This is a genomic window from Microvirga ossetica, from assembly GCF_002741015.1.
Lineage (GTDB): Bacteria > Pseudomonadota > Alphaproteobacteria > Rhizobiales > Beijerinckiaceae > Microvirga > Microvirga ossetica.
This window is the reverse complement of sequence record NZ_CP016616.1, coordinates 3,586,235-3,613,135: the sequence shown is the minus strand read 5'-3', so window position 1 is coordinate 3,613,135 and position 26,901 is coordinate 3,586,235. Positions and strand designations below refer to the sequence as shown.

The following is a 26,901-nucleotide window of genomic DNA, read 5'->3' as shown; positions in this document are numbered from 1 at the left end:
TCACCCGCGGGCGCGGGCGCGGATCATGAAGGTGTCGTAGGCGTATTCGGCCACCTGGAACCAGAGATATTCCTCGCTCCGGAACGCCTTGTAGCTGTCGTAGAGCTTCTTGAAGTCGGCATTCTTGGCCGAGAGATCGTCATAGATCTCGTTGGCCGCCTTATAGGCCGCTTCCATGATCTCCTGCGAGAACGGGCGCAGCTGTGCGCCGTTGCCGATCAGGTTGCGCAGGGCTGCCGGATTCTTGGCGTCGTACTTGGCCTGTGTGTCCACGTTGACGTAGCCCGCCGCCGCTTGGATCGCCGCCTGGTAGCTCTTCGGCAGCTCGTTCCATTTCTGCAGGTTGATGAAGAAATGGATCGCAGGCCCGCCCTCCCAGAAGCCGGGATAGTAGTAGTACGGCGCGACCTTGTTCAGCCCGAGCTTGTCGTCGTCGTAAGGTGCGACCCATTCGGCGGCATCGATGGTGCCGCGCTCGAGCGACGGATAGAGATCGCCGCCGGCGATCTGCTGCGGCACCACGCCGAGCTTCTGCACGATCTGGCCGGCGAGACCCGCGATGCGCATCTTCAGGCCCTGAAGGTCCTGGACGGTCTTGATCTCCTTCCGGAACCATCCGCCCATCTGGGCACCGGTGTTTCCGGCCGGCAGCGCGTAGACATTATGCTTGGCATAGAATTCGTTCAGCAGAGCCGTGCCGTTGCCGTGATAGAGCCACGCATTGGTCTGACGGGAATTGAGGCCGAAGGGCAGATTGGTGCCGATCGCGAAGGTCGGATCCTTGCCGACATAGTAGTATGAGCAGGTATGGCCCATCTCCACCGTTCCGCCCGCGATGGCATCGAGCGCCTGGGGCGTGCCGACGATCTCGCCGGGCGCGAATGTCTGGATCTGGAACTTGCCGTCGGTGGCCTCGGACACGAGCTTGGCGAAGGTTTCGCCACCGCCGAACAGGGTGTCGAGAGATTTCGGGAAGGCCGATGTCAGGCGCCAGCGAACTTCAGGATTCGACTGCGCGATGGCAGGCTTGGCGAGGGTTCCTGCGGCTGTGCCGAGGGCGGCGGCGTGAAGAAAAGCGCGGCGTTTCATGAGCGTCCCTTTCATCGTTTACGTTTCAAGGCGCGCATGAGACAGAAAGTTTCGGCGAGGCGCATTCAAACGAACAGTTGAGACGCTCCTATAGCCCTCCATGTGGAAGAAGGGAGATCTTCCGAAGCAGGGAGTTCATGCATTCAGTGCATGCGTCGTCGGCCCCGAAGCAGCGGGCGGAGCCGGATGACAACCGTCGTATGGGCTTGCGGGCGAGCGCGTCAGAAGATCAGTTCACCTGCTCCCCAGGCCAGGAGGATCAGGATGAGGAAGCCGAGGAGAAAAAGGCCGAACAGGATCTTGGCGAGGGTCTTCGCTCCCGAGGCGACACCGGTGAAGCCGAGAGCACCGGCGACCAGCGACACGACAAGAAAGATCAGGGCCCATTTCAGCATGCCTGCACCTCTATCGAAACGGTTCAGCTACGGGACATAAGCGCTCAAGCTTGATCCAGTTCCGAAACCATCCGCAGGATAGCGGAGTGCGGGTCAGATGACGACGGTGATCTTTTCCGCCGCCCGCGTCAGGGCGGTGTAGAGCCAGCGGCTGCGGTGCTCGCGGAAAGCATAGGATTCATCGAAGAGCACGAGATCGTCCCATTGAGACCCTTGAGCCTTGTGCACAGTCAGCGCATAGCCGTAGGTGAACTCGTCCGATTCCTTTCGCAGGACGAAGGGCACTTCCTCCTCGGTTCCCTCGAAGAAGGCCTTGTGCACCGACACGTCCACCGACCGGCGGCGGGCATCGTCGTCGGGCACCACGTCCATGCGGATGAAGTCGTTGCGGATGCCGCGCAGGGCCTGGATCGTCCAGGTGCCGCCGTTGAGCAGGCCCTTGGTCTTGTCGTTGCGCAGGCACACCAGCTTCTCGCCTGCCGCCGGCATGGGATCGCGGTAACCGTTCAGTTCGCGCAGGCGCGTGTTGTAGAGCCGCCTCGTCTTGTTGAGGCCGACGAGCACCTGGTCGGCCGCCATGACGGCGGCAGCATCGATCTCGCGGCGGCGGATGATGCGGCTCTCGCCGTAGCTGCCGGTCTCCAGGCGGCCGCCCTCGCGCACCATCATCGACAGGTGGATGATGGGATTGTCCTTGGCCTGACGATGCACCTCCGTGAGCATCACGTCGGGCTCGCCTTCGGTAAAGAAGCCGCCGCCCTTCACCGGCGGCAGCTGGGCCGGATCGCCGAGCACCAGCACCGGCTGGCCGAAGGACAGGAGATCGCGCCCGAGCTCCTCGTCCACCATGGAGCATTCGTCGATGACGATGAGGTCGGCCTTCGACGCCGGGCTCTGGCGGTTGAGGACGAATTGCGGCCCGTTCTCATCCGATTCCCGCGAGCGGTAGATCATCGAGTGGATGGTGGATGCATCCGGGCAACCCTTGGTGCGCAGCACGAGGGCGGCCTTGCCGGTATAGGCGCCGAACGCGACGTCGCCGTCCACCGTCTCGGCGATGTGCTTGGCGAGAGTCGTCTTGCCGGTGCCGGCATAGCCGAAGAGACGGAACACCGGACGGTCACCGCGGCGGAGCCAATCGGCGACGGACTTCAGGGCGGCATCCTGTTGTGGCGACCAGGTCATGCGGGCTTCGCCTCGCGGTGCAGGGAATAGAGAAGGCCGACGATGATGCAGAAGCTGCCGAGGAAGACGTAAGGGTCGAGCGGCTCGCCGTAGAACTGCCAGCCGACGAAGGCGATTAGCGGGATGCGCATGAAGTCCAGCGGCACGACCATCGTCGCATCGCCCCACCGGTAGGCGTTGGTCAGGCAGTAATGGGAGAGCAGGCCGCCGAGACAGATGCCGCCGAACGGCACGATATGCGACGGCTGAACCTGAAGCCAGAACGCCCGGCTCACCCCCAACAGGTTCATGGGCAGCTGCAGCAGGTTCATGAAGAACAGGATCGAGAAGGTGCTCTCCGTCATCGTGAGGCGCTTGGTCATGATGGCCACGAGAGCGAAGCAGAATGCGACGCCGAGCATGAGGAAACTGGCCGGCTGCAAGGTTTCCATGCCCGGGCGGAGGATGATGAGAATCCCGATGAAACCAAGGACGACGGCGACGAGACGCCCTCTCGTCATCGTCTCGTTGAGAAGCGGAATCGCCAGCAGCGCAACCCAGGCCGGCGTGGTGAATTCGAGTGCGAAGACGGTCGCGAGCGGCAGAAGCGTGAGGCCGAAGGCCCATCCGTCCGTCGCGGCAAAATGGATCACGTTGCGCGCAAGGTGGAGCTTGAAACGCCTCGGCTTCAGCCCCGGCCGCAGCTCCGGCTTGACGAACGCGAGAGCGAGCAGGATCAGGACGCCGGCGGCATTGCGGACGGCCAGCATCTCGAAGATCGAGAACGTGGGTGCAAGAGCGCGCACCGCGATGGCGGTGGCGGAGAAGGCGAGGAGAGCGCCGCTCATCCAGAGGACGACGGCGAGGATGCTGCGATGGGGCACGGCGGACCAGACGATGTGAATGCCTCTTCCGATTACCCTGCCTCTTCCACCGCGTGAAGCCTTCATCGTCATCGCAGGCGCAGCGGCGAAGGCGCACAGGATGGATGAACCGCGACGAAGCCGTCGATCTTCGCTCGATCGCGACTCGCTCACGCGTGATTCTTGACTCGTCCGACCGCTCGAAGCCCGCTTTGAGGGTCCGAGAGCCAAAATTTTTTCGACTCGCGCGAGGGAGATTTCTGGAGGGCAGAAAACCGCATTCCGACCTCTCCAACTGGATAGGATTCTCGCTGCGATGTTGAACTTGTTTGAAGACGCTCGAATACTCACAAGGAAGCAAGCATCATCTTTACAATCCCGCTAAGTCATTAATAAACAAATCATTTTCAGAGAGTCGATTGCAGGGATTCAACACATGCTCCAATCGCGATGCGCCTGAGGGAGAGACTCTAACTGCCTCATCTTGAACCCGATCTCGCGACTCAGACCTGCAAGCGGAGAGCGTCGTCGCGATTGAAATATCCACAGAAAAAGTGAGCGCTCTACTGTCTACACTTTCCGATATTCGGAACCCGCTTGGTATAACGACGTTGCCTTCGAAGCGTGACGGTTGCACGCGAAGGCCCTTGAAGGAGGCGGCAATGCCGACAGACACCAAGAACCCGCTGACGATGTTGTTCACGGGTGATACCGGTGCGACCAGCACCAAGAAGACCGCGAAGAAGAGCAGCGCTCGCCGCTCGTCGACCGCGAAGAAGAGCTCGAAGTCCTCTTCCGCCAAGAAAGCCGGAACGAAGACCGCAGCGAAGTCGGCCTCGCGGTCGGCCGTGAAGAAGAGCACCGCCAAGAAGGCCACGGCCAAGAAGGCGACTGCGAAGAAGACGGCCGCAAAGAAGACCACCGCCAAATCGGCGACCCGGTCCTCCGCGAAATCGGCAGCGAAGAAGACCACTGCCCGGAAGACAGCTGCTAAGAAGACCACTGCCAAGAAGACGGCAGCCAAGAAGACTTCGGCCAGGTCGGCCGCCAAGAAGTCCTCTGCGCGCAAGACTTCGGCGCGTTCCGCTGCTTCCCGCTCCACCGCCAAGAAGACTGCATCCCGCAGCTCCAGCCGCGGTGCCGTGAAGGCTTCGGCCTCCAGGGCTCGCAGCGCTTCCAAGACCACGAAGCGCGCCGCAGCCGCTTCGAGCCGGACCTCGGCAACGAAGAAGTCGGGCAAGGTCGCCAAGCGGTCTTCATCGAAGAGCGCTCGCAAGAGCCCCTCGAAGAAGCGCTGAGACCGCCATGCCGCAAGCGCCGGGATTGGAGCGATCCTTTCATCGGCGCATGCGCATAAAAAAATCGCCCGGCGAAAGCCGGGCGATTTTGCTTTTGAGGGGTTGGGCGGTTACCGGCCCGTGCTCATCGGGTCGCTGTCGCCCCAATAGGGAGTGGCGTTGTAGTAGCGGTGGACATGCTCCTCCCACTCCCGGTCGTAGGACGCATCATGCCCCTCCGCGCTGCGGCGTGGAGCGCCCCGCAGCTGATCTTCGGACAGGTTCAGCTCATAGGCGTCCAGCTCGACATTGTACTTCAGGACGCCCCAGGGCAGCGTGTAGTACTCCTCGCCAAGCCCCATGAAGCCACCGAAGCTCATGACCGCATAGGCGACCTTGCCGGACCGCTTCTCGATCATGACGCGCTCGATCGTGCCGATCTTCTCGCCGTCGGAGCGGCGCACCGGCGTTCCCTCGACCTTGTCGCTGGCGATCAGGCTGTGGGTTTCGCGGACGTCGCCGCTTTGTGCCGTCGTCTGCATAGTCTCGCTCCTTCCTCTGTCAGGATCCTACGGCAACGCACGTGCGGAAAAGGCGGTTCCTCGACCGGCATACCAAGGATTTCCAGGATTCCGGCAGATCCGCCAAGCGCTGCCATAGGAACCCCCTCCGGACCGTCACGTTGATCCACGTTTCGTGAAGACCTGAGGAATGGGAAGGAGAGTGCCATGGCGGTTCGGCAGAAGCCGGTCGAGGAACAGGTGATCGTGATCACCGGCGCATCCAGCGGCATCGGCCTCGCGACGGCGCATGCGTTCCGCTCGCGGGGGGTGAAAGGACTGGTTCTCGTCGCGCGCAATGAGGAGGCCTTGCGCAGCATCGCCGAGGAACTCAGCGGCGGCCGTACATGCGCGATCGCTGTTACCGCGGATGTCAGCCGGCGCGAGGATCTGGAACGGGTCGCCCGCACGGCCATCGACACCTTCGGCGGCTTCGACACCTGGGTGAACGACGCCGCCGTGGCCCTCTATGGCAACGTCGCCGAGATCCCGATCGAGGATCAGCGGCAGCTCTTCGAGGTGAACTACTGGGGCGTCGTCAACGGCTCGATGATCGCGGCGGATCATCTGCGCCATCGCGGCGGCACGATCGTCAATGTGGGCAGCGTCCTCTCCGAGCGCGCCATGATCCTGCAGACCCAATACTCGGCCTCCAAGCATGCGGTGAAGGCCTTCACCGACGGTCTGCGCATGGAGCTCGAGAGCCAGGAGGCTCCCGTCGCCGTCACGCTCGTCAAACCCTCGTCCATCGACACGCCCTATGTGGAACATGCCCGCAACTATCTCGATCGGGAGACCGCCGTTCCGCCGCCCGCCTACGATCCGCATCTCGTCGCAAAGGCGATCGTCTTCGCGGCCGAGCACCGGCGCCGGGAGATCACGATCGGGCTCAGTGGCTGGGTCATCGGCGCGATGGGCAAGGTCGCGCCCCGTCTCGTGGACAAGGCCATGGAATGGACGGGTCATGGCTCGCAGACGACGGACCATCCGGAGCGTCCGGGGATGCGCGACAACCTCTATCAGGCGCGTGAGGATGGCGACATCTATTCGTCCCTGCCCGGCGAGCCGCGCAAGACGAGCCTGCTGCTCGAGGCGCAGCTCCATCCCTTCGTATCGGCTGCGATCCTGGCAGGCATCGCCGCAGGCGTCGCAGCTTTGTTCGTCGCACCGCTGATGGGCGCTCGCCGTCCGCGCAGGCCACCCAGGCGCCGGCCGGTTCCGCGCTACCAGCGCACCGTGCGGCACAGCGGCAACGGCCACGACAAGCGCGTCCTGGGGCCAGGGCATGTGAGTCAGCGCAGTGCACGCGAAGGCCGTCCGCAACTCAGGCATTGAGGATGCAGGGAGGGGCCGCTGGCCCCTCCTCCTTCGAGAGCGACAAGATGGCCGCAGCGGATGCGTTTCGAACTTGGCGGATGCTCCTCTTTGAAGAGCGCATCGTTCGGGGCGGACCCAGAGGGCCGCGTCAGCGAAAACCGGATCCACTTTTCCGCACGATGCGCTAGCCTTTGCCACATGAACGCGATTCGTACTCTCGCCGTCACCCTTGCTCTTCTCACCGGCGGCACCGCGACCGCCCAGGACAAGGGCACGCTCGATCCGAAACCTCTGCCGCCTCTGGCCAATCCAGGCGATCCGAGACTTGCGGCCAAGGAGCTGTTCGGACGGCGCGCCACGCCCGCCGATCTGAGATCGCGCTCCATCGGCGGTTATGCCCGCGGCTGCGTCGCAGGGGCTGCGGCGATCCCCGTCGACGGCGAGAACTGGCAGGTGATGCGCCTGTCCCGCAACCGCAATTGGGGCCATCCGCAGATGATCGGCTTCCTGCAGCGGTTCGCCACGCGGCTTCCCGCCGTGAACGGCTGGCCGGGCCTTCTCGTCGGCGACATCTCGCAGCCGCGCGGCGGACCGATGATCACGGGCCATGCCTCGCACCAGATCGGTCTCGATGCCGATATCTGGCTCACTCCAATGCCGAACCGCCGCCTGTCGCGCGCCGAAAGGGAGGAGATGTCCGCCACCAATGTGGTGCGCAGCGACTGGCTCGACATCGATCCCGCCCGCTGGACGCCGCAGCACACCGCCCTGATCCGCGCCGCCGCCTCGGAACGCAGCGTCGCGCGCATCTTCGTCAACCCGGCCATCAAGAAGGCTCTCTGCCGGGAAGCCGGCGCGGACCGCGGGTGGCTGACCAAGGTGAGGCCGACCTGGGGCCACAACTACCATTTCCACATCCGCCTCGCCTGCCCGGCTGGAGAGGCCGGGTGCTCCGACCAGGACCCGCCCCCGGGCGGCGACGGCTGCGGCGCGGACTTGGCCGCCTGGTTCACGCCGGAGATGCTTTTCCCGAAGCCCGGCAAGCCCCGCCCGCCGCTGACGATGGCGCAGCTGCCCACCGAGTGCCACCGGGTCCTCGAAGCGCCCTGAACAGCCCTTAAAACGAAAAGAGCGGCCGGCACCTTGAGGCGCCGGCCGCTCTCTTTGACGGTCCAGGCCGGATCGCGGGCTATTCCGCGGCGACGCCGACGCCGATCTGGCACGACACCCCCGTGCCGCCCAGGCCGCAATAGCCGTTCGGGTTCTTAGCCAGGTATTGCTGGTGATAATCCTCGGCGAAATAGAACGGACCTGCATCGAGGATTTCGGTGGTGACCGCTCCATAGCCCTTGGCGGCGAGAGCCTGGCCATAGGCCGCCTTCGACGCCTCGGCCGCCTTGCGCTGCGCCTCGTCGAACACGTAGATGCCCGAGCGGTATTGCGTGCCGGCATCGTTGCCCTGGCGCATGCCCTGGGTCGGGTCGTGGTTCTCCCAGAAGGCCTTCAGCAGGGCCTCGTAGGAGATCTTCCTTGGGTCGAACACCACCAGCACGACCTCGTTGTGGCCGGTCAGGCCCGAGCAGACCTCCTCGTAGGTCGGGTTCGGCGTGGTCCCGGCGGCATAGCCCGCGGCCGTGATCCAGATGCCATCGCCCATCTGCCAGAACTTGCGCTCGGCGCCCCAGAAGCAGCCGAGACCGAAGAGAGCCTTCTCCATGCCTTCCGGATAGGGCGGCTGCAGCGGATTGCCGTTGATGAAATGCCGCTCGGCGGTGGGAATGGGGCTCGACCGGCCGGGCAGAGCCTCAGCGGCATTGGGCAGGTCCAATCGTTTGCGGAAGTTGAACATGAGGATCCCTCGCGTGACTTCGCTTATGTAGTCACGGCGCCTATCCGGCGGGAGTGGCCGCCCGCGTCACCTTCCCGTGAAGGCTTCAGCGCTCCGCAAGGTATCCGATCGGCTCCAGGGGCTTCTGGCCGATCCACATCAGCAGCGCGCCGATCGCGAAGCCGGTGAGCGAGGCTGGCATCTGCAGGAAGTTCGTGACTATGGGATCCCATAGCCAGGGATAACCGCGCTGGGCGATGCTTCCCTCGAGCCCGGCCATCCCTCCCGGGAACAGGAGGCCTACGACCTTCGCGATGGGAGCGAACGATACAGCATTGTTGACGATGGACCACGTCCCATCGATCACCAACCCGATAAATCCCGCCGCAATGAGCAGGAGGCCAAGGCTACGCGCAACGAACTTCAAGGGAATACCTCTCTGGACAGAGAGGAAAATATGTAGTGCGTTTTGTCGCAATGGCAAAGGCGATTCCGACTCATTTCTCGGAACTTCGGTCTTGCCTTCTGCCCTCATTTAGCGATACACGGGCGCTCCGCAGATAAGGCGGACGACCCGCTTCACGGCAGACCGTGAACTTAGGGTCGCTGAGCCCCCCGGGGCTCGCTGGAGGGGTGGCCGAGTGGTTGAAGGCGCACGCCTGGAAAGTGTGTATACGGGAAACCGTATCGCGGGTTCGAATCCCGCTCCCTCCGCCATTCTTCACCGACAAGGCCTTGAAATAGCTGGCAAATTCGACAGGTAGCGAGAGGCTTCCCCACCGCTTTCCCCACCTTTATAATTGGCTTGGCTATAAAACCCTCACGTCTGGCCACCTGTCGCCCTGCCTGCTCCGTGAGCCCTGGCGTACAGTTCCATTACGTTGACCATTATCCTGATCCGCCGGCTCCCACACTGTGAGCATCGCAGTTTCAAGGCCATGTCAGGTACCGGCAGACGAGAAGGCCACCCCTTCAGCGGCACCTCAGCACCGTGTCCGCAGTTGTGGGCTTCGCAGTAGGCCATCACGGTCCTGTCCCCATCGGCAAGGCTCTGCCCGACCGTGACCGGCGGGATTTCGTTGCCGTTCGCATCATAGGCGCGGCGGGGATTGCGACCGGTTCTCACCTGCGTCTCTTGGGCGGCATGGGCAGGTCCTTGAAGGTCAGCCCCTCGGCCGCGTGGCGTACGGCGTCTCTGCTGACCCCAAACTCACGGGCCAGCTTGCTGTATTCCCGCTCGCCAGACGCATAGCGCAGCCGTGCCTCCAGCACCTGCTCCACTGTCAGTTTGGTTCTGCCCATCATCGCGCCGCATCTGCATAGAACAAAAACGGAACATCTACTTGGATAAGCAGAGCTGTCGAGAGAGGTTCCTTCCCTGCAACCAAGCCTGTGAAGAGCGTGGATAAGAGGTTGCCGGATGGCGCTTCAGCTGGAGCACCCCAGGCGGTTGCTTTTCCAACACGCTGGCTCTGGCAGGCGGTTATGGCTGAATTGGTAGACGCACTACCTTGAGGCGATAGCGGGGAGACCCGTGGAGGTTCGAGTCCTCTTAACCGGTCCAATGGTTCTGTACGCGGGCGTAGCTCAGTCAGTTAGAGTGCTGGCCTATCACGCCGGAGGTCGCGGGTTCGAGCCCCGTCGTCCGCGCCACTCCCTCGTGATTTCTAAATCGAAATCTCTTGGCTACCCCCCACCTTCAATGGAATCCGGGCGGCAAAGACCATCAACCGCGCCGCATCATACCGATTTGCGAAGTTCAGGCACAGAAACTAGCGGTCAACGGGTAGGCCAATAGTAGGGCAGGTCCTCACCTAGAGAGAAGCATTGTAGGCTAAGTACAAACAATCAACACATTCTTTGCCACGGAAAGAATGGATCGTTGACGGAACATTAGCACGAAAGCAATAAACTCAGGGGTACGCGCAGCTTTTGCAGCGACAGGCCGAATGATGCGCGTCTATACACTTGATAGAGAAAATGGGGGCTAATGTGTCGAACTTTACGATATACGACTATGCATTTTTTGGGATGGATAATGTCAATTGGACGGTCTTTGGGCTCTCTTTCGCAGAAGAGGTTCTAACAATCACTAATAATTCTATCCCAGGACAGGTAACCTACTCTGTTGCTAACAATCCGGCAGTTGACCAGTTTGTAATTTCTTACTCCACTGTAACTGGAGGATTCATCATCAACGATGTAGTTGCCTCACGGGATGGATACTTGGTGTTTGAGGCTCACAATGTAGGGTCATTCATCACATCGGGCGATATCATCAACAATGACCTATTCTCTAACATTCCACTTGATGGCTTCAACACCTTCAACGGCAATTCGTATAATGATGTAATCGATGCCGGAGCAGGCGATGACGTTGTTTACGGGAATGGCGGGAACGACACTGTTTTTGGCGGGTTCGGAAACGACTTCTTGGTCGGTGGAGCGGGTTACGACGTGCTCTACGGTGGCTATGGTGATGACACCTTTGTGCTGGACAATCCCTTAGATCAGTTTGCCGACGACGGCGGAACTGACACACTCATAGTCACCTACAACGACGCAGCGTTGCCCGATGGGCCGAACTGGATTGAGAACCTCGTGTTCTCAGGCGTTGGCGATTTCTATGGACGCGGTAATATCCTGAGCAACGTAATTATAGGCGGCAACGGCAAGGACAAGCTAGCTGGGATGGGAGGTAACGACATCCTGACAGGTGGTTTGGGCAAAGATGCTTTTATGTTCGATACGAAGCTCGGCACGGCGAGGACGGACCGCAAGGTGAACTTCGACACCCTGAACGACTTCAGCACGAAAGATGACAGCCTTTACCTCGACAATGCCATCTTCAAGAAGCTCGGCAAGAAGGGTTCTGAACAGAAGCCGATTAAGCTCGACAAGAAGTTCTTTGCTCTCGACAAGGCCAAAGACAAGGACGACTACGTCATCTACAACAAAAAGACGGGCGTGCTGTCCTATGATGCCGATGGCTCCGGCAAGGGGCAGGCTGTTGAGTTTGCCTTGCTCAAGAATAAGGCTACCCTGAAGTACGACGACTTCTTCGTTATCTAAGCTCGTGCGGGAGTGCCTGGGCTTCGTCTCGGACACTCCCCACCTTTCACCTACAGTCGCTTCATCAACCGCGCCGCTGCCATGACGAGCTGCGCATTGAGCATCTCCTCGGCGGCATCATACTTTGTAACCCATCGCTCATAGTCGCCCATCGCATGCCCTTCGGCTTGGGCGGCAAGTCCCACTTATCGGGATCTGCATCTCCGAGCAGAACCGCCTTCACCTTCGCCTTCGTCCGCCACGCCCGCCCGATTGGGTCGAGGAACTGCGAGGCATAGGCAGCCCTGCGGCCCCAGGCATATCGACTGGCGAAGTACGTCGCCCCAAGAGGCCGGCACAGCACGCGGACCACCGGCTTGTTCTCGGGCAGGCCGCGCACTATTGCAGACCGCAAAAAATGCCACTTCCTATCGTAAGATTTGCTTGAAAGGTCCTCACCTGACGTGAGTGTGTCAAGATGGGCTATTGGACCTGTCCCAGCATATAGACAAGCTTACCGCTCCCTAGTAGGGTCCGCGCCTAATTTGGGGGGTATAATGTCTATTCTCTATCGTGACGGTCACACGTACTTTGTGCTGACCGCAGCTTTGAACCAATTCAATGCCCAAGCAGAAGCCCAGTCGCGCGGTGGCTATCTAGCTAAAATTACTTCAGCCGAGGAGAACGCCGACGTCTTCGCGTTTATCCAAGCAGAGTCCGAGACTTGGGGTGACACGTACTATGTTGCTCCAGATGGTGGAGGTGCATCATACGTCTGGATCGGCGCTTCGGACTACACGAGCGAAGGGATCTGGAAGTGGTCTGACGGAAGCACACTGACATATACTAATTGGGGTTCTGGAGCCCTAGGACAGGAACCTGATAACTATCAGGACCAGGATGGCGCAGCGATAGGCCTTTGGGCTTGGCCTCAACCCGAAGGCGGACTTGGTAGCCCAGGGCAGTGGAATGACATTGATGTCACCAACGGCCTGTATTCACTTGTCGAGATTGATGGACTAGTTGGCTCCGATGATGCGGATGCGTTGCTGGGCACGGCTAATGCGGATTCGGCTTGGGGCTGGGGCGGCAACGACTCCATCAATGGCGGCGCGGGAAACGATTCCATCAACGGCGGCGTTGGGAACGACATCCTGGACGGCGGATTAGGCAATGACATTCTTTCGGGCGACCTCGGCAACGACACACTGATGGGAGCAGGAGGGAGTGATACGCTCGACGGCGGTGAAGGGGACGATATAGCCGTGTTCTCCGGCAACCGAGCGGACTACACCGTTTCAGAAACACAGGAAGGTCTGCTTGTTACCCACCTTTCCACTAAGGGTGTGCAGGTCATATCAGACGTGGAGTTCTACCAGTTCGCAGGTGCCACGCTCAGCCGTGCTCAGTTTATAGCGTCTGAGCCTCCAGTTGTTGTGAAACCTGAGCCTCCTGTTGTGCAGCCTGAGCCTCCTGTGGTCACGCCTCCAGTGACCGTCGAGACGACTACCAGCACCACACTTGCCGAAGGCTCGCTCAATCTGGTTGCGGGCGGCAGCAGCAACATCTCACTAACCGGCAATGCTCTCAACAACAGCATCACTGGCAACGTGGGCAAGAACACCATCAACGGCGGCGCCGGTGCCGACAAGGTAAACGGCGGATCTGGCAACGACACCCTTTACGGCGGCAGCGGCAAGGATGCGTTCCTCTTCACTACCAAGCTCGGCACGTCCTCAACCGACCGCAAGGTGAACTTCGATACCGTCAAGGACTTCAACGTTAAGGATGACAGCCTCTACCTCGACAATGCCATCTTCAAGAAGCTCGGCAAGAAGGGCTCGGAGCAGAATCCGGTCAAGCTCGACAAGAAGTTCTTCACGGTGGGCGACAAGGCCAAGGACAAGGACGACTACGTCATCTACAACAAAAAGACGGGCGTGCTGTCCTATGATGCCGATGGTTCCGGCAAGGGCCAGGCGGTTGAGTTCGCGTTGCTGACGAACAAGCCTACCCTGAAGGTCGACGACTTCTTCGTCATCTAAAGCTCTTGCCGGAGTGCCCGGGCTGAGGCTCGGGCACTCGTCGCCTTCCATCTACAGCCGCTTCATGAGCCGCGCCGCTGCCATGACGAGTTGCGCGTCGAGCATCTCCTCAGCAGCATCATAACGAGCCACCCATCGCTCGTATGTCGCCCAGCGCATGCCCTTCGGCTTGGGCGGCAGATCCCACTCATCAGGGTCCTCGTTCCCGAGCAGAGCTGCTTTGACTTTCGCCTTGGTGCGCCATGCCCGCCCGATAGGGTCTAGAAACTGCGAGGCATAGGCTGCTCTTCGGCCCCAAGCGTGCCTGCTGGCAAAGTACGTCGCTCCCAGTGGTCTGTAGAGCACCCGTACTCGCCGTCCGGTTCTGGGGCAGATAGCATACCATTGAAGCCCGCCGAAGTGCCTGGGATCCGCTATCAAAGAGAATGACTGCACACGTCCTTGATAGGACAGTTCCAACAGCCCTCCATAATCCGACAGCTTCAGGGTGGCAGTGATGGTCTCGCCCGAACCATAGGTGAGCACGCATTGGATATGGCGGCCCGACTTACCTGCTCCACTCGGGATGAGCTTGGCGAGATCCAGCTTGGGTCCGCTTTCAAGAGTGAGGCGCTGACGGTCACGAGGCATTGCGACGTCCTCTCGGCTGTAGTTTCACCACGACTGATGACTGCTCGTTCGTCACCTCCACCCCAGACCCCGTCTGGTAGATTATATGTGTCCCTGTGGTGGGACCGCTGAGTGGCTCGGATGGGCGTTTGCGGTCCCGTGAGAGGGACAGTTCCCGGCAATTTTCTATCGTGGCGCTGGTTACTGTCCCTGTGGTGACACCGGCTGTCCCTCTGGTGGGACCGGCTACAGATTTCTGCTGGTCAGGATGCCAGCTCATAAACCGCTTGGACGAGCGCTCACCTGAGCGGTCACATGGATGCAGCGTCAGGCGGTACTCGGCAGCATGCGGCGTCTTGCGGTCGAAATGACCGCGTGAGCACAGGTCAACGAAGCCCTTTTGTATTAACTCAGCGAATGCCCGTGCTGCCGTGTTCTTAGAGCAGCACACACGTTCGGCAGCGTCTCGGGCCGACAGCGCAAGACGACCGTTGTTGCTACCGTTGTAGATGGCAGCGAGTTCAACGAAGACGCTGCGAGCGACAGGCGACAGTGAGCGCCAAGCGGGCGATTGTAGCATCCAATATGGGAGGGACACGAAGCGCTCTATTGTGCTCCGTCCCTTGTGGTTGTGACGTTTGGGCATGAGGTGCCTCACAGCGGCCCTGAGAAGCTCAAGGACGCCTGTTCTGAAGATTGATGAGAGAGGTGCAGCCGAGGCACAAACCCCGGCTGCTGGGCTTCTCAGAGTCAGGAAGCGCTATGGGAACTGCGACCTGTCAGGCTGCTCGGCGTTTCTCCCCGGCAGAGGTTGCCTTGAGCACCCGCAAGGGCGTCCGCAAGATGTAGCGCCCATGTGTCCCGGAATATGGACCAGCGTGGGGCTCATCGATGGTGTCGATGACAAGCCCGCGCTTGCGCAGCGAGTGAACGTATGCGGACCAGCGTGGGGCGGGTCTCTCCAGAGGGATGATACCGCTTTGACCTGTCTCCAGAAGGCAGCTGAGTGTCCACGCCTCACGCCCTTTTACGCGCAACATCTCGCTGGTATCGAGCCGCTGCACGAAGAGTTCGACAACATCGTTAGGCATTGTGCGCCTCCATGTTGAGGCCCGCCAGTTCTGCGATGGTCAGCGCAAGCGCAGGAGACACTCCGAACCGCGTGGATAGGCTCCTGACCACACGAGGATGAGAGTGGAGTGGCTGCGATGCAGCCCATGCAAAGAGCGGAAGCGGGCACAAGTTCGCGTTGCGACGCAAGCGCCGCTCGGGTATTCTCTTCATTGTTGAAATCCTTAGCCCCGTGCGAGAACCCCTTGTACGGGGCTTTCTTTTGCACGGTCATGAACGGGATGGATTCAGAAGGCGAGAGCTTCTGAAATCAGCGGTCGTTCGCAGCGCCAGCGATGAGGGCACGAATATCCTCGACGCGCCACGCGGTAATGCGCGGGCCGAGTTTCACGGGCTTGGGATAACGCCCGTCCTTGATACCAGCCCACCAGGTGGACTTGCTGACGGGAATAGGCCCATTTGGGGCGAGGATGCCAGGAAGCCGGACAAATCCAGTTTTTGGCAATTGGGATTGTGTTGAAGAGTCTGTCTTCAGGCGTGCGTCAAAGCTCTGCAAAGCCATCGGGCCTGCGTCCTTTCATTGTTCAGTTGTGAATGAAACGACCGGCGAGGATCAGGGGATTTGATTGACTCGCACCCTGAGCCCCCAGTAGGCTTAGCCCGCTCTGCAACGAGTACGGGTTTAGGCCCACCGCGCCGCCTTAGCCCCCTGGCAGGGGTTGGGGCGGCACTTTTTTCCGTGTCGCTGACCTCTCTCACGAGAGGCCAATCCTCAGCGGCTTTTCTTAACCCGCGTCGGACTACTAGTTACGATATTGGTTGTTACGGAATTCTCAAAGGGTTTCTCGGGCATCGCTGTACCTTCTGGCGGAAGGCTGGTCCGCAGCGAACCACCTTGATTCGCTTGGGACAACTTCGCACGATTCTTTTCTAAGGAAGGATTGCTCGGGATACCGAGACAGGTTGAAATAACATTAATGCCCGACATCCACAGGAGCCTGTGGACATCTTGAGTGTGTTACTTCGAGGAGCCGCCTGAATTTACATTCAAACGCACAACGTTGTTTTGGGGCTGCTGCTCAACGAATCGAGCCCACGCGTCCATGAGTTCGCGCCGCTTCTCCAAGGCATCACCGCGCCGGTACGCCCGCTCGACTGCATCACCCACGAGGTGCGCCAGAGCAGCCTCCGCCACCTCTCGGGGGAAATGAGTGCGCTCTCCTGCCCAATCGCGGAACGCACTGCGGAAACCGTGAACCGTCACATCCAGCTTCATCCGGCGCAGCACCATCTCCAGAGCCATAACCGACAGGGGCCGCCCTGGCTTGGTGCCGGGGAATACCAGCTCGCTGAGCCGCTTCTGCTCCATCTCCCGCAGGATCTCGACTGCCCGGTCTGAGAGCGGCACCCGATGCACCCGCCCTGCCTTCATACGAGCGGCAGGCACAGTCCACACCCGCCCCTCAAGGTCGAATTCCTCCCACAGTGCTCCGAACACCTCCCCGGACCGGGCGGCGGTGAGAATGGCAAACTCCAGAGCACGCGGTGCCATCCCGTCCCGCTCCCGCAACGCGGTCAAGAAGGCAGGCACCTCATCGAAGGGCATGGCCTTGTGGTGTCCCCGCGTGAGCTTGGCCCGCTTCGGCAGGACGGCATCAAGGTGGCTCCGCCAGCGGGCCGGGTTCTCACCCACCCCCTGCCCTCGTGCACGGGCAAAGTCGAACACCCGCTCCATCCGTCCCCGCAGGCGTGAGGCCGTCTCGGGCTTGGTGGTCCAGAGGGGCTGGAGCACCCTGAGAACATCCTCGGTTCCAATCTCCGTCACCGGCTTGGACCGGAGTGGCTCGCAGTAGGCCGTGAGGGTCATCTTCCATTGGGCGCGGTGCTTCTCATTGCGCCAGGAGGAGGACATGCTCTCAATCAGAGCGCCAGCAGCCTCACCGAAGGTCATCACCTTGGGCTTGCTGTCCCGTGCTGCGATGGGGTCGAGCCCATCGGCCAGCTTCTGACGGGCCTCTGCCGCCCTCTCTCGGGCTTTGGCAAGCGGCACATCCCGCAAGGCACCAAGCCCCATCTCCCGGCGTTTGCCGTGCGCCTTCCACATGAACACCCACGAGCGGGCACCGCTGGTCGTGATGTTCAGGTATAGCCCGCCGCCATCAGAGTGCCGCCCAGGCTTTGTCAGTGTTGCGACCGTCCTGGCGCTCAACGTGTGCAGCTGTCGTGTCATCTGCCCCAATCCTTCCCCACCTTGTTCCCCACCTTTGAGGCTGGATTGTAGCGGATGAAGCTGGACAACATAAGACACACAGCGGCGTAAAAGCTTAGGATTCCACGGTATTTCGGGACGCGACTGATTGCAGCCGGACACTAGTATGGCGGACGCTCCCTCCGCCATTATCCTAAGTCTCCGTATTGCAGGAATTTTTACTTAAGAGCGCTTTCTCTTAAGTGTCGGATTTCTTGTGCCAATTTCCGGATAGTCATTCTCTGGGCGCTCCGAAAGGCCCTTGGGGGCCAACTATGCCTCTGCTCTCCGCCCTAAACCCACCCGGTCCGGCTGTGAGGTGAAGGGGGCTCGTTCTCATCTGCAGCCGCTCGGAGGTCGACGAATCATAGATATCGGCTGGCATATCCCCCAAATCGCCGATCATGACAATTTTCTCGCGCCGCACTCTCCAACCGGTAAGGGATCCACGTGATAGTCGTTGCAGCTCAGTGTCTACGAGCCTGCACCAGGTAGGCCGGGACGGTTGTCTCTCCCAAAGCCTTGCACGCCTCGAGCCGATGTAACCCCTCCACCAGGACGAACCGTTGGCCGTCAGGCCGTACGAGAATAGGTGTTTCCTGCCCCTTTTCCATCATGCTTTCCGCCAAAGTCTCAACCTTCTGCGGATCCAGGGTTTGCCGCCGCTTCACAGGCACATAGACATCCTGGATCGCAAGGATCTGCTTCTTCAACACCATCCCGACTGCTCCTGCGCCGTGTCAAGTCCGACGGAAGGTTAGGCGCTACGAGCCGACTTGCCTAGGAACTTGCGTTGCCAGGATCGTTCGAGCCGATCCCATAGGAACGGGACCATTGCGTCAGGCATCGATCGGCAGACGTGTCGATGCGCCTGAATGTTTTCGGAAGCGCTCGCCTCGGCGCCAGGTTCGCTTTGGAATGTGCGGACTTCCACGAATTGCGCGCTCCGGGGTGATGAGTCTGCGGTGGTTGGCCGTGCCGCTCTGCAAGAGCCAACCTTGAGCGGCTCCGCCCCTTCCGATCCCTCTCGCGAGGAGCGGGTACGTCGGCTGACGTTACCCACCCAAAATTCCACTCAGCCCTGTTTGTCACTCTGCTTGACGATAACCGGCACGATCATGTCACCCCAGTACCCTGTCTCGGAATGACAGCGCTTGACCCTTTGCAACTCGATCGACAGACCATGGTTGACGCAGTTCATCACCGCCTCATTCACGCGATGGAGCTCATTGGCCAGGATCCGAATGGCGGCATCCTGGTCATGGGACAGCGAGCTGGCGGCATCGTCAAATCGGCTCTTCAGTTGCGGCTTGTCAGAGATCGTCATTTGTCTCACTCCAGCTAAAATCAAGGGTTTGCCGCAGCGTCCATTATAGCAATAGGCCTGCGGCCTCAGTGTCGTTAGGCTTCGACTGACCGCGAGGACGAGCGACGATTGACCAGCGTCCACATGGACCACCGCCGCTCTACCCGCATCACCGGTCTAGCCGAACTGGTTCATCGTATTGTGGGAGCCCCCCGCCTTGAGGGCGGCCTCGCCAGCGAAATATTCCTTGTGATCGTCGCCGATGTCGGAGCCGGCCATATTCTGGTGTTTCACGCAGGCGATGCCCTGGCGGATCTCCTGGCGCTGAACGTTACGCACATAACCGAGCATGCCCTCACTGCCGAAGTACTCTTTCGCCAGGTTGTCGGTGGAGAGCGCCGCCGTGTGATAGGTCGGAAGCGTGATCAGATGGTGGAAGATCCCGGCGCGCTTCGCACCGTCGGCCTGGAACGTGCGGATACGCTCATCCGCCTCCTTGGCGAGATCAGTGCCATCATAGTCCACGCTCATCAGCTTGGTGCGATCATACTTCGACACGTCCCTACCAGCCTTCTCCCAGACATCGTAGACCTGCTCCCGGAAGTTGATGGTCCAGTTGAAGGACGGTGAGTTGTTGTAGACGAGCTTGGCGTTCGGGACGACCTCACGGATGCGGTCGACCATGCCGGCGATCTGCTCAACATGCGGCTTCTCAGTTTCAATCCACAACAAGTCCGCGCCGTTCTGAAGCGCGGTAATGCAATCGAGCACGCATCGATCTGCACCGGTCCCAGGACGGAACTGGAACAGGTTGCTCGGCAGGCGCTTCGGGCGCAGCAGCTTGCCGTTGCGGTTGATCACCACATCGCCGTTGACACAGTTCTCCGGCGTGATCTCCTCGCAGTCGAGAAAGCCATTGTAGAGATCGCCGATATCGCCCGGCGTCCGGCTAAACGCAATCTGCTTCGTGAGGCCTGCGCCGAGCGAGTCGGTGCGGGCGACGATCAGGCCGTCGTCGACGCCGAGCTCGAGAAAGGCGTAGCGGATGGCACGGATCTTGGCGAGGAAGTCCTCGTGCGGAACGGTGACCTTGCCGTCCTGGTGGCCGCACTGCTTCTCGTCCGAGACCTGGTTCTCGATCTGAAGGCAGCAGGCACCGGCCTCGATCATCTTCTTAGCGAGCAAATAGGTCGCCTCCGCATTGCCGAAGCCGGCATCGATGTCGGCGATGATCGGGACGATATGGGTCCGGTAATTGTCGATGGCCGAGACGATCTCCTGCTCCTTGATCGCGTTGCTGCTCTTGCGCGCAGCGTCGAGGTCGTGGAACAGAAGCCCGAGCTCGCGGGCATCGGCTTGGCGCAGGAAGGTGTAGAGCTCTTCGATCAGCGCCGGGACGCTGGTCTTCTCGTGCATCGACTGATCGGGGAGCGGACCGAACTCTGAACGGAGCGCCGCCACCATCCAGCCGGACAGGTAGAGATAGCGGCGCTGGGTGGAGCCGAAGTGCTTCTTGATCGAGATCATCTTCTGCTGGCCGATGAAGCCGTGCCAGCAGCCGAGCGACTGGGTATAGAGCGACGGGTCGGCATCGTAAGCCGCCATGTCCTCGCGCATGATCTTGGCGGTGTAGCGTGCAATGTCGAGACCGGTCTGGAAGCGGTTCTGCAGCCGCATGCGGGCAACCGACTCCGGGCTGATGCTGTTCCAGGTGCTTTGGCCCTCGATGAGCGTTTGAGCCTGCGTGATCTGATCGTGATACGCCATATCCATGTTCCTCGACGAAAAGGGTCTCTGGATTGGCAGTATAGGCGGCCTGACGGCCCGTGAAGGTCGGTAAAGGTGCAGGTGAAAAGCTTTACACTCTGTCTCATGTAAATCTGTAAAATATTTACAATTACTAGAACCAATCCTGTCAGCGCCAACGCAATGAGACTATTGGGGAAACTTCCAGGCACCTCCTGGAGAGCAACGATTTGACTGACGCTCGTTGGAGATACCTAATCCTAAAGGCGAAGGAGTCCCGACTGATTGTGGTCGATAACGGCTCATGTGGAATTGTGACAAATCGGGAGTCACTCATTTTACAATTCCGTTCGTGCCGACACGGTTTTGTGTGTAAAGGCCGCTTGCCGCAATGTTCCGGGATCTCGGCTCGAGCGACGCCACGATCCCCTTCTTGCCCAATCACTCCGATGCGTTGTGGAACTCATCCGTCGTGACGGAGAAGTCCGCCAGGGACGATGGACCGAAACTCGTCGAGATCGCGACGTCAGTGGCGTCGCGGCCTGTGGCCATTAAAATCCGTCCGATCCTCGGCGTATTGTGCCGGGCGTCGAAGGTATACCACCGGCCGTCCAGGTAGGCTTCGAACCAAGCGCTGAAATCCATCGGATAATCCACGGGCGGAATGCCGATATCGCCCAGGTAGCCCGTGCAATAGCGCGCCGGGATGTTCATGCAGCGGCATAGGGTGATGGCGAGATGCGCGAAGTCGCGGCAGACACCGACCTGATCGTTGTGTCCCTGCCAGGCCGTTCGGGTTGCACAAGCGTCCTGGTAATTGAACGTGATCCGGTCATACACGTAATCGCAGATCGCCTGAACACGCGCCCACCCTCCCTCGATGCCGCCGAAGAGTTGCCAGGCGGTATCCGAGAGTCGATCGGTTTCGCAGTACCGGCTCCCGAGCAGATAGACGATCACATCGTCGGGCAGCTCCTCGACAGGCTGCTGCACGGCATCCGGAACGATCGGATCGGCCAATCCGGAATCGCGGATCAGGAAATCCGCGGAAACCTCAAGCCGCCCAGCTGGCGCAAGCAGCCGGGTGCAGACGTTGCCGAAGACATCACGATACTGCCTGTGCTCGACCGGGGGATCGCACACGAGGTCATCGGGCGTGATGAGATCCGGCATCCGCGATGGATGAACATTCAGCATTAGAAGCATAGGCGTCGGCTGTGGGCACTCGAAGGCGATCCGATAGCCTGCCTGAATCTTCATCGGGCACCCTGCGGGTCAGCGAGCCAAGGCCTACTGTTGGGCGAGGTTGAATCGGCGGCGCGTTGGGCGCCCTCGCCCTCTGAAGAGGTAACGTTCACCTCGACAGTCATCCCCTCGAAATCGCTCGCCTCGCCCATCCATGTCCCGGAGAGCGGCACGGCCTGCCGGGGATCCCGAGCCACCGCGATGCGGATGAGATCACGATTGCCGATGATGCCGTTGGTCGGGTCGAACTCGACCCAGCCTGCACCGGGTAGGTAGACCTGGCACCAGGCGTGGGTCGAGCCTCCACCGACATGGCCGGACCCGTCCAGGCTCGGGCTGTAGATGTAGCCGGACACGAAGCGTGCCGCGAGCCCGAGGGCGCGCACGGCCTCGATCATCAGGATCGCGAAGTCACGGCAGGTCCCGCGATTGAGCATGAGGGTCGTCAACGGGTCCTGTATCCCGGTTTCAGAGCGCCTGTTATAGGTGAAGCTCTCTTTGATGGCGTAGGTGAGGGTCATCAGGAGTTCGCCGGTTCGGGTCGGGCGACCCTGATGCAGGAACTTCTGAACCCAACGATGGATCTGGTGGTCGGGATCGAGATACTGCCGCTCCATCGCGCGCATCAAATCCGGCATTTCCTCTGCGCTGTAGGCGAAGGGATAGGTCTGAGCATAATCCTCCATCTGAAAGTCCGGCGCGTTCGACGGCTGGTGGTCGAGGCGGATATTGCTCTCGAACCGCAACTCGGATGCCTCTTTGGTGAACCGCGCAATGGCAACGCAGTTCCCGAAGACATCATGGATCCACCGCATTGCGCTTGGAGCCGGACCGATCTCGATCCGGGCATCAAGGAGTCTTTGATCATAGCTATCGCGTGGTCGAAACATGACCCGGTGCTCGCCGAACGAGACCGGCTGCCGGTATCGATACGTCGTTACGTGCCGGACCGCGAGAAGGGTCATCTCATCCACCAACCAGTGAGCACTGCCGTCACCTGACCTCCTGCTTGTGAAGAGTTTAGGATCTAGTGATCTGGAGGAGGAAGCCCATAGTTTAGGCTTCCCAGTCTGGAAGGTCACAAACGGGGTAGCTGCTTGGACGAAGCCGTCCAATGAGGTTGCCTCCCTCGGTCGGTCACAGAAACCGATTTGAAGCCGGAAGTGCGAATTAGCGGACTGTCCAATCTCTGCCTTGTTCTGTGGGTTCCGCGGACTAAACTTCTGTGCGTGCTGGTGCGCAGGACCGGACGATGCGATCTTTGGAGCGCGTCCACATTTTCGGAGCAGCAGGCTGCGGCTCATCCACGCTCGGGCAGGCTCTTGCCCAACGGCTGGAGTGTCAGCACGTGGATGCGGATGATGTGTATTGGCTTCCGACGGCTCCGCCTTACCAAACCAGACGAGCGGCAGCCGAGCGAGTGCTGATGCTCGAAGCCGCGACCCGTTGGGCTGGAAACTGGGTGCTCTCCGGTTCGATCGTCGGTTGGGGCGACTCCTTAATTCCGTCCTTTGATCTTGTGGTCTTTCTGTACCTCCCTGCCGAGGTTAGACTGGCGCGCCTTCGTGTACGTGAACGGGAGCGCTTCGGACGCGAGATTGAGCCTGGCGGCTCGATGTATGAGCAGCATCGGGCCTTTCTTCGATCGGCTGCCGGCTATGACACGGGTACCAGTGGGCGAACACTTGAGACCGACGCTAACTGGCTGGCACAGCTCAACTGTCCTGTCATGCCCATGACAGGCGAATGCTCAACCTGTGATCAAGTCCACCACATTCTGTCGTTATAGTGCTATCCTGAAATCAGCCGAGGCACGGTCATGATGCAAGAGAGACCGGTTACATCCGCTCAGTTGCGCGCCGGACGGGCGCTGCTCGGACTGTCCCAAGCCGTACTTGCCGGATGCACCTGCCTGTCCATCCTGACTGTCCAGCGGGCTGAGGCGGAAGGTGATCCTGGCGCGTCCGAAGCTGCTGTAGCGGCCATCCGGGTCGCCCTGGAGGATCAAGGTGTGATCTTCCTCGAGGCAGATGGCCGTGAAGGGCCCGGCGTTCGGCTGAGACATTCCGGTCCTCCCGACGAGGGCCTGCGGCCGGATCAGCTGACGAGCGACAACGACATTTGACCCAGCGGCAGCGGCCAACCGCATCAGCCCCTGTCAGCCCCCGGCTGGCATGCCATGTTAGGCCTCGTGATACTGGAACCCTCCCCATGGCCTACCGTGTTCGGTGGCAACTTGTCGGACGATCCGGTCAGCCACTCGACAACGGCTGGCTTGGCGAGGGCTTTGTCCCATACGGCGACGCAATGGCGGCCGTGACTGAATTCCTGCGTCCCTACCCGGAGGTATACCGGTGCCCGACCGAAAGCTATTGGCTGGCACGCCGGTCGATGGATGCCGATCTGGCGGTGTGGGTTTGGATTGAGCGTCACGAGACCGCAGAATTGACCGGGACCGACAATGCATGGATGTCCTCAAGTGCGGCAGCAGAGCAAGCTTCGACGCTCGTGCGCGATTAACAGCAGAGCTTCCAACAGCGCCGGGCTGTGCTGCCTTGCCCATGCTGCAGGTCCTATCGCGTCAGACCTGCGAACCGGCGCCGACCACTGTCTGCGAGGATTGCCCGTGCTGCATTGTGGCCCGGGGCGCCCGTGACGCCACCACCGGGATGGGTGCCCGAACCGCACATGTACAGCCCTGCCAACGGTGCCCGATAATCGGCATGGCCCAGCATCGGCCGGGCGCTGAACAGCTGATCGAGCGTCAGAGCGCCGTGGAAGATGTCGCCGCCGATGAGCCCGAACGTGCGCTCGAGATCAAGCGGGCTCATGATCTGGCGCCCCAGCACGCTCTGCTGGAAGCCGGGAGCATAGCGGTCCACCGTCGCGATCATCAGGTCGGCCACCGTTTCGCGGTGATCGTCCCAGGAGCGACCATCGGAGAGGACCGGCTGCACGTGCTGGCAGAACAGGCTCGCCACATGCTGGCCCTGCGGCGCCAGGCTGTCATCGAGGGTGGAGGGGATCAGCATCTCGACAATCGGCTCGCGGCTCCAGCCCTCCCGCTTGGCATCGTCATAGGCCCGGTCCATGTAGGCGAGCGAGGGGGCAATGATGATGCCCGCCGTGTGGTGATCGGCAAGCTCTCGGCCGGGCAGCGCGGTGAAGCTCGGCAATTCAGACAAGGCGACGTTCATGCGGAAGGTGCCGGAGCCTGACTTCCAGCGTCGGATGCGGGCGAGAAACTCCGGCGGCAGCGCCTCCTCGGGCACCAGTTGGTCGAAGAGGAGCTTTGGATGAACATTGCTGGCCACGGTCCGGGCGCGGATGGAACGACCGTCCTTGAGCACGATGCCCACTGCCCTGCCCTTCTCGACGATCACCTCCCGGACGGGCGCATCGACCTCGATCTCTACCCCACGCTCGCGAGCAGCTTTGGCCATGGCCTGCGTGATCGCCCCCATGCCACCGATGGCATGGCCCCACGCCCCCTTCTTGCCATTCACCTCGCCGAAGACGTGGTGCAGCAGGACATAAGCGGTGTTGGGGGTGTAAGGGCTGGCGAAGGTGCCGACGATGGAGTCGAAGCCGAAGGCGGCCTTGACGCAGTCGGTTTCGAACCAGCCGTCGAGGTAATCGCCGGCCGACTTGGTGAACAGGTCGAGCAGGGCCCGCCGCTGGGTCATGGACAGCCGGCGCAGGCGATTGCCGGTGCCAAAAGCTCTCCAGCCTTCCGACAGAGCTGCGCGCCAGCCGCCGTCCACGAGATTGGGCGGTTGCTGCAGGGTGAGATCGCGCAGCACATCCGCAATGGCGTCGATCTCGGCCGCATAGGCGTCGTAGCGCTCGGCATCGCGTGGGCTGAAGCGGGCGATCTCGGAGCGCGTCACGCCCTCACCTGTCTTGAGGTACTGGCCATCCGGCAGCGGGAAGAAGTTGGCCAAGCGGCGCTCGACGATTTTCAGGCCGTGGCGGGGCAAATCGAGGTCGCGGATGATCTTCGGGTTGAGGAGGCTGACGGTGTAGGATGCGACCGAGTTGCGAAAGCCCGGGTGAAACTCATCCGTCACGGCCGCTCCTCCGACCACGGAGCGCTGCTCGACCACCTTCACCTTCAGGCCCGCGGCTGCGAGATAGCAGGCGCAGACGAGGCCGTTATGCCCTGCCCCGATGATCACCACATCATAGCTTTCGGTCACAGCATCCTCCTGCCGATACACCCTAAGACCAAGATATCGGCATCTGGAGGGTAAGAGACAGGTCAAAGAGAACGGTCAATTGGATCTGTGCGGAGGTCCGTTCACCGCCTCGTTGACGAATTTCAGCTTCTCGCGCTGGCATTTTACGCTGTTCGGCTCGCTGGCCAGTTAAATGTAAGGCCACCTAGACCGCCACGACGATGTCGAAGCGCCCGTGGAGAGCGCCCGGCTCAGGTGATTGCCTGGAAGCCAAGGGAACGATCACGCTGAGGCGTGCCTGAGGATCACGAATGCTGTTGAGGACCCCGTCGCGTGCATTGAGAGGCTCGCCCTCGATGTACATCTGCGTGACCAGGCGTCCCTGCCCCGGCACGTGCACGGCAAAATGGATGTGCGGCGTCCGACCGGGATACGGCACCGGCCGGATGGTGCGGAACCGGTATTGGCCCTTCTCGTCCACGGACGTGCGGCCATAGCCCTGGAAAGCCTGATCGATGCGCCCCTGCCCTCCTGCGCGCGGATGGCGATAGATGCCCTTCGCATCGCACTGCCAAATCTCGACTACACTTCCCGGCCGTGGCTGTCCGCGGGTATCCAGCACACGCCCCGAGATATGGATCACTTGACCCACAGCCTGCGTGGCTTGGCCTGTGACCTTCACCAAGTCGTTATCCATGTCGGGCGGAAACTCGATCGGGTAGAACGGGCCTTCCGTCTGCCCTGGCGTCGGGACGAGCTCAGCTGCAATCAGGCCCCGCGGGATTGAAACAGAAGCTGACACGACGGCCACCTTGATCACCAAAGACCGTCGATCAAGATGGAGAGCAGGATGATTGGTCATCGCAGAACTCCGGCGCAGATCACCGCTTGGCAGCATAGACCATTAGC

Annotated in this window: 27 protein-coding genes and 3 tRNA genes; 10 read left to right on the top strand and 20 right to left on the bottom strand. The window is 60.8% G+C overall.

Translation table 11 applies throughout. The annotated features are described in order from the left end of the window. From BB934_RS17120 to BB934_RS17095, 6 genes are all read right to left on the bottom strand, one after another. Entirely contained in the window at positions 1–1,089 is a 1,089-nt protein-coding gene (locus BB934_RS17120) for a TRAP transporter substrate-binding protein (protein WP_099512947.1), read from the bottom strand. A gap of 221 nt (positions 1,090–1,310) precedes the next feature. Beyond that, positions 1,311–1,484, bottom strand: coding sequence for a DUF1328 domain-containing protein (locus BB934_RS17115; RefSeq protein ID WP_099510717.1), 174 nt, complete (start codon positions 1,482–1,484; stop codon positions 1,311–1,313). A 93-nt stretch (positions 1,485–1,577) separates the two neighbouring features. Beyond that, complete coding sequence (locus BB934_RS17110) at positions 1,578–2,669, bottom strand: ATP-dependent DNA helicase (RefSeq protein WP_099510716.1); 1,092 nt, start codon at positions 2,667–2,669, stop codon at positions 1,578–1,580. Continuing rightward, positions 2,666–3,685, bottom strand: a complete 1,020-nt coding sequence (locus tag BB934_RS17105; RefSeq protein ID WP_237049996.1) for a DMT family transporter — start codon at positions 3,683–3,685, stop codon at positions 2,666–2,668. The genes BB934_RS17110 and BB934_RS17105 overlap by 4 nt, the downstream gene beginning before the upstream one ends. Positions 3,686–3,881: 196 nt before the next feature. Continuing rightward, positions 3,882–4,760, bottom strand: a complete 879-nt coding sequence (locus BB934_RS17100; RefSeq protein WP_210422105.1) for a hypothetical protein — start codon at positions 4,758–4,760, stop codon at positions 3,882–3,884. A gap of 159 nt (positions 4,761–4,919) precedes the next feature. Further along, on the bottom strand, positions 4,920–5,330 hold the full coding sequence (locus BB934_RS17095) for a PRC-barrel domain-containing protein (protein WP_099510713.1): 411 nt from the start codon (positions 5,328–5,330) through the stop codon (positions 4,920–4,922). A 186-nt stretch (positions 5,331–5,516) separates the two neighbouring features. Between BB934_RS17095 and BB934_RS17090 the strand changes: the two genes are divergently transcribed. Together BB934_RS17090 and mepA are read left to right on the top strand one after the other, a co-directional pair. After that, entirely contained in the window at positions 5,517–6,683 is a 1,167-nt protein-coding gene (locus BB934_RS17090) for an SDR family oxidoreductase (protein ID WP_099510712.1), read from the top strand. A gap of 180 nt (positions 6,684–6,863) precedes the next feature. Continuing rightward, complete coding sequence (mepA, locus tag BB934_RS17085) at positions 6,864–7,775, top strand: penicillin-insensitive murein endopeptidase (RefSeq protein ID WP_099510711.1); 912 nt, start codon at positions 6,864–6,866, stop codon at positions 7,773–7,775. A 79-nt stretch (positions 7,776–7,854) separates the two neighbouring features. Here the strand turns inward: mepA and msrA are convergent, their stop codons facing one another. Both msrA and BB934_RS17075 read right to left on the bottom strand, forming a co-directional pair. Beyond that, a complete protein-coding gene (msrA, locus tag BB934_RS17080; RefSeq protein WP_099510710.1) occupies positions 7,855–8,514 on the bottom strand; it encodes a peptide-methionine (S)-S-oxide reductase MsrA in 660 nt (219 codons plus the stop codon). Positions 8,515–8,599: 85 nt separating this feature from the next. Then, a complete protein-coding gene (locus tag BB934_RS17075; RefSeq protein WP_099510709.1) occupies positions 8,600–8,920 on the bottom strand; it encodes a PetM family of cytochrome b6f complex subunit 7 in 321 nt (106 codons plus the stop codon). A gap of 200 nt (positions 8,921–9,120) precedes the next feature. Here BB934_RS17075 and BB934_RS17070 point away from each other — a divergent pair. Next, positions 9,121–9,210: transfer RNA gene (locus BB934_RS17070), tRNA-Ser, on the top strand. Positions 9,211–9,615: 405 nt separating this feature from the next. Here BB934_RS17070 and BB934_RS17060 read toward each other — a convergent pair. Further along, positions 9,616–9,798, bottom strand: a complete 183-nt coding sequence (locus BB934_RS17060) for a helix-turn-helix domain-containing protein (RefSeq protein WP_237049995.1) — start codon at positions 9,796–9,798, stop codon at positions 9,616–9,618. Positions 9,799–9,972: 174 nt separating this feature from the next. On the opposite strand from BB934_RS17060, the gene BB934_RS17055 reads away from it, so the two are divergent. The 4 genes from BB934_RS17055 (at position 9,973) to BB934_RS17040 (ending at position 13,589) form a co-directional block, all read left to right on the top strand. Continuing rightward, positions 9,973–10,057: transfer RNA gene (locus BB934_RS17055), tRNA-Leu, on the top strand. Between the two features lie 12 nt (positions 10,058–10,069). Then, positions 10,070–10,146, top strand: a tRNA-Asp gene (locus BB934_RS17050). A gap of 339 nt (positions 10,147–10,485) precedes the next feature. Further along, positions 10,486–11,565 carry a calcium-binding protein gene (locus BB934_RS17045; protein ID WP_162299173.1) on the top strand — a complete coding sequence of 360 codons (1,080 nt, stop codon included), beginning with the start codon at positions 10,486–10,488 and terminating at the stop codon, positions 11,563–11,565. 536 nt (positions 11,566–12,101) lie between these two features. Further along, on the top strand, positions 12,102–13,589 hold the full coding sequence (locus tag BB934_RS17040) for a lectin-like protein (RefSeq protein WP_099510707.1): 1,488 nt from the start codon (positions 12,102–12,104) through the stop codon (positions 13,587–13,589). Positions 13,590–13,640: 51 nt separating this feature from the next. Here the strand turns inward: BB934_RS17040 and BB934_RS17035 are convergent, their stop codons facing one another. From BB934_RS17035 to BB934_RS16990, 9 genes are all read right to left on the bottom strand, one after another. Beyond that, positions 13,641–14,219: a hypothetical protein gene (locus BB934_RS17035; RefSeq protein ID WP_099510706.1), complete on the bottom strand. Its 579-nt coding sequence runs from the start codon at positions 14,217–14,219 to the stop codon at positions 13,641–13,643. Positions 14,220–14,977: 758 nt separating this feature from the next. After that, complete coding sequence (locus BB934_RS17025; RefSeq protein WP_237049994.1) at positions 14,978–15,289, bottom strand: winged helix domain-containing protein; 312 nt, start codon at positions 15,287–15,289, stop codon at positions 14,978–14,980. Positions 15,290–15,579: 290 nt separating this feature from the next. Then, a complete protein-coding gene (locus BB934_RS17020; protein ID WP_099510704.1) occupies positions 15,580–15,831 on the bottom strand; it encodes a helix-turn-helix transcriptional regulator in 252 nt (83 codons plus the stop codon). A 456-nt stretch (positions 15,832–16,287) separates the two neighbouring features. Continuing rightward, positions 16,288–17,499, bottom strand: coding sequence for a tyrosine-type recombinase/integrase (locus BB934_RS17015; protein WP_099510703.1), 1,212 nt, complete (start codon positions 17,497–17,499; stop codon positions 16,288–16,290). A 485-nt stretch (positions 17,500–17,984) separates the two neighbouring features. Next, entirely contained in the window at positions 17,985–18,236 is a 252-nt protein-coding gene (locus BB934_RS17010) for a ParB N-terminal domain-containing protein (RefSeq protein ID WP_099510702.1), read from the bottom strand. A 356-nt stretch (positions 18,237–18,592) separates the two neighbouring features. Beyond that, positions 18,593–18,844, bottom strand: coding sequence for an SMc00767 family acetate metabolism repressor (locus BB934_RS17005; RefSeq protein WP_099510701.1), 252 nt, complete (start codon positions 18,842–18,844; stop codon positions 18,593–18,595). Positions 18,845–19,000: 156 nt separating this feature from the next. Continuing rightward, positions 19,001–20,590: an isocitrate lyase gene (locus BB934_RS17000; protein ID WP_099510700.1), complete on the bottom strand. Its 1,590-nt coding sequence runs from the start codon at positions 20,588–20,590 to the stop codon at positions 19,001–19,003. Positions 20,591–21,010: 420 nt separating this feature from the next. Next, positions 21,011–21,829 (bottom strand): transglutaminase-like domain-containing protein, encoded by an 819-nt coding sequence (locus BB934_RS16995; protein ID WP_099510699.1) that lies wholly within the window; start codon positions 21,827–21,829, stop codon positions 21,011–21,013. Next, entirely contained in the window at positions 21,826–22,779 is a 954-nt protein-coding gene (locus BB934_RS16990; protein ID WP_099512941.1) for a transglutaminase family protein, read from the bottom strand. Before BB934_RS16990 ends, BB934_RS16995 begins: the two co-directional genes overlap by 4 nt. Positions 22,780–23,066: 287 nt before the next feature. Here BB934_RS16990 and BB934_RS16985 point away from each other — a divergent pair, with 287 nt between their 5' ends. From BB934_RS16985 to BB934_RS16975, 3 genes are all read left to right on the top strand, one after another. After that, positions 23,067–23,603: a P-loop NTPase family protein gene (locus BB934_RS16985; RefSeq protein WP_099510698.1), complete on the top strand. Its 537-nt coding sequence runs from the start codon at positions 23,067–23,069 to the stop codon at positions 23,601–23,603. 30 nt (positions 23,604–23,633) lie between these two features. Then, a complete protein-coding gene (locus tag BB934_RS16980; RefSeq protein ID WP_210422104.1) occupies positions 23,634–23,939 on the top strand; it encodes a helix-turn-helix domain-containing protein in 306 nt (101 codons plus the stop codon). Positions 23,940–24,025: 86 nt separating this feature from the next. After that, positions 24,026–24,334 carry a hypothetical protein gene (locus tag BB934_RS16975; RefSeq protein WP_099510697.1) on the top strand — a complete coding sequence of 103 codons (309 nt, stop codon included), beginning with the start codon at positions 24,026–24,028 and terminating at the stop codon, positions 24,332–24,334. A gap of 53 nt (positions 24,335–24,387) precedes the next feature. On the opposite strand, the gene BB934_RS16970 is transcribed toward BB934_RS16975, so the two are convergent. Continuing rightward, positions 24,388–26,013, bottom strand: coding sequence for a phytoene desaturase family protein (locus tag BB934_RS16970; protein ID WP_099510696.1), 1,626 nt, complete (start codon positions 26,011–26,013; stop codon positions 24,388–24,390). A gap of 184 nt (positions 26,014–26,197) precedes the next feature. Then, positions 26,198–26,854, bottom strand: a complete 657-nt coding sequence (locus BB934_RS16965; RefSeq protein ID WP_099512937.1) for a dioxygenase family protein — start codon at positions 26,852–26,854, stop codon at positions 26,198–26,200. Positions 26,855–26,901: the final 47 nt, after the last annotated feature.

What these genes read in the sequence shown, in the direction of transcription:
- BB934_RS17000 (WP_099510700.1), bottom strand. Translation starts at nt 20,590, where the DNA reads ATGGCGTATCACGATCAGATCACGCAGGCTCAAACGCTCATCGAGGGC.
- BB934_RS17020 (WP_099510704.1), bottom strand. Translation starts at nt 15,831, where the DNA reads ATGGCTTTGCAGAGCTTTGACGCACGCCTGAAGACAGACTCTTCAACA.
- BB934_RS17025 (WP_237049994.1), bottom strand. Translation starts at nt 15,289, where the DNA reads ATGCCTAACGATGTTGTCGAACTCTTCGTGCAGCGGCTCGATACCAGC.
- BB934_RS16990 (WP_099512941.1), bottom strand. Translation starts at nt 22,779, where the DNA reads ATGACCCTTCTCGCGGTCCGGCACGTAACGACGTATCGATACCGGCAG.
- BB934_RS16985 (WP_099510698.1), top strand. Translation starts at nt 23,067, where the DNA reads ATGCGATCTTTGGAGCGCGTCCACATTTTCGGAGCAGCAGGCTGCGGC.
- BB934_RS17060 (WP_237049995.1), bottom strand. Translation starts at nt 9,798, where the DNA reads ATGATGGGCAGAACCAAACTGACAGTGGAGCAGGTGCTGGAGGCACGG.
- BB934_RS16975 (WP_099510697.1), top strand. Translation starts at nt 24,026, where the DNA reads ATGGCCTACCGTGTTCGGTGGCAACTTGTCGGACGATCCGGTCAGCCA.
- BB934_RS17040 (WP_099510707.1), top strand. Translation starts at nt 12,102, where the DNA reads ATGTCTATTCTCTATCGTGACGGTCACACGTACTTTGTGCTGACCGCA.
- BB934_RS17010 (WP_099510702.1), bottom strand. Translation starts at nt 18,236, where the DNA reads ATGGTGTTGAAGAAGCAGATCCTTGCGATCCAGGATGTCTATGTGCCT.
- BB934_RS16995 (WP_099510699.1), bottom strand. Translation starts at nt 21,829, where the DNA reads ATGAAGATTCAGGCAGGCTATCGGATCGCCTTCGAGTGCCCACAGCCG.
- BB934_RS17035 (WP_099510706.1), bottom strand. Translation starts at nt 14,219, where the DNA reads ATGCCTCGTGACCGTCAGCGCCTCACTCTTGAAAGCGGACCCAAGCTG.
- msrA (WP_099510710.1), bottom strand. Translation starts at nt 8,514, where the DNA reads ATGTTCAACTTCCGCAAACGATTGGACCTGCCCAATGCCGCTGAGGCT.
- BB934_RS17115 (WP_099510717.1), bottom strand. Translation starts at nt 1,484, where the DNA reads ATGCTGAAATGGGCCCTGATCTTTCTTGTCGTGTCGCTGGTCGCCGGT.
- mepA (WP_099510711.1), top strand. Translation starts at nt 6,864, where the DNA reads ATGAACGCGATTCGTACTCTCGCCGTCACCCTTGCTCTTCTCACCGGC.
- BB934_RS17110 (WP_099510716.1), bottom strand. Translation starts at nt 2,669, where the DNA reads ATGACCTGGTCGCCACAACAGGATGCCGCCCTGAAGTCCGTCGCCGAT.
- BB934_RS17095 (WP_099510713.1), bottom strand. Translation starts at nt 5,330, where the DNA reads ATGCAGACGACGGCACAAAGCGGCGACGTCCGCGAAACCCACAGCCTG.
- BB934_RS17015 (WP_099510703.1), bottom strand. Translation starts at nt 17,499, where the DNA reads ATGACACGACAGCTGCACACGTTGAGCGCCAGGACGGTCGCAACACTG.
- BB934_RS17120 (WP_099512947.1), bottom strand. Translation starts at nt 1,089, where the DNA reads ATGAAACGCCGCGCTTTTCTTCACGCCGCCGCCCTCGGCACAGCCGCA.
- BB934_RS17090 (WP_099510712.1), top strand. Translation starts at nt 5,517, where the DNA reads ATGGCGGTTCGGCAGAAGCCGGTCGAGGAACAGGTGATCGTGATCACC.
- BB934_RS16965 (WP_099512937.1), bottom strand. Translation starts at nt 26,854, where the DNA reads ATGACCAATCATCCTGCTCTCCATCTTGATCGACGGTCTTTGGTGATC.
- BB934_RS17005 (WP_099510701.1), bottom strand. Translation starts at nt 18,844, where the DNA reads ATGACGATCTCTGACAAGCCGCAACTGAAGAGCCGATTTGACGATGCC.
- BB934_RS16980 (WP_210422104.1), top strand. Translation starts at nt 23,634, where the DNA reads ATGATGCAAGAGAGACCGGTTACATCCGCTCAGTTGCGCGCCGGACGG.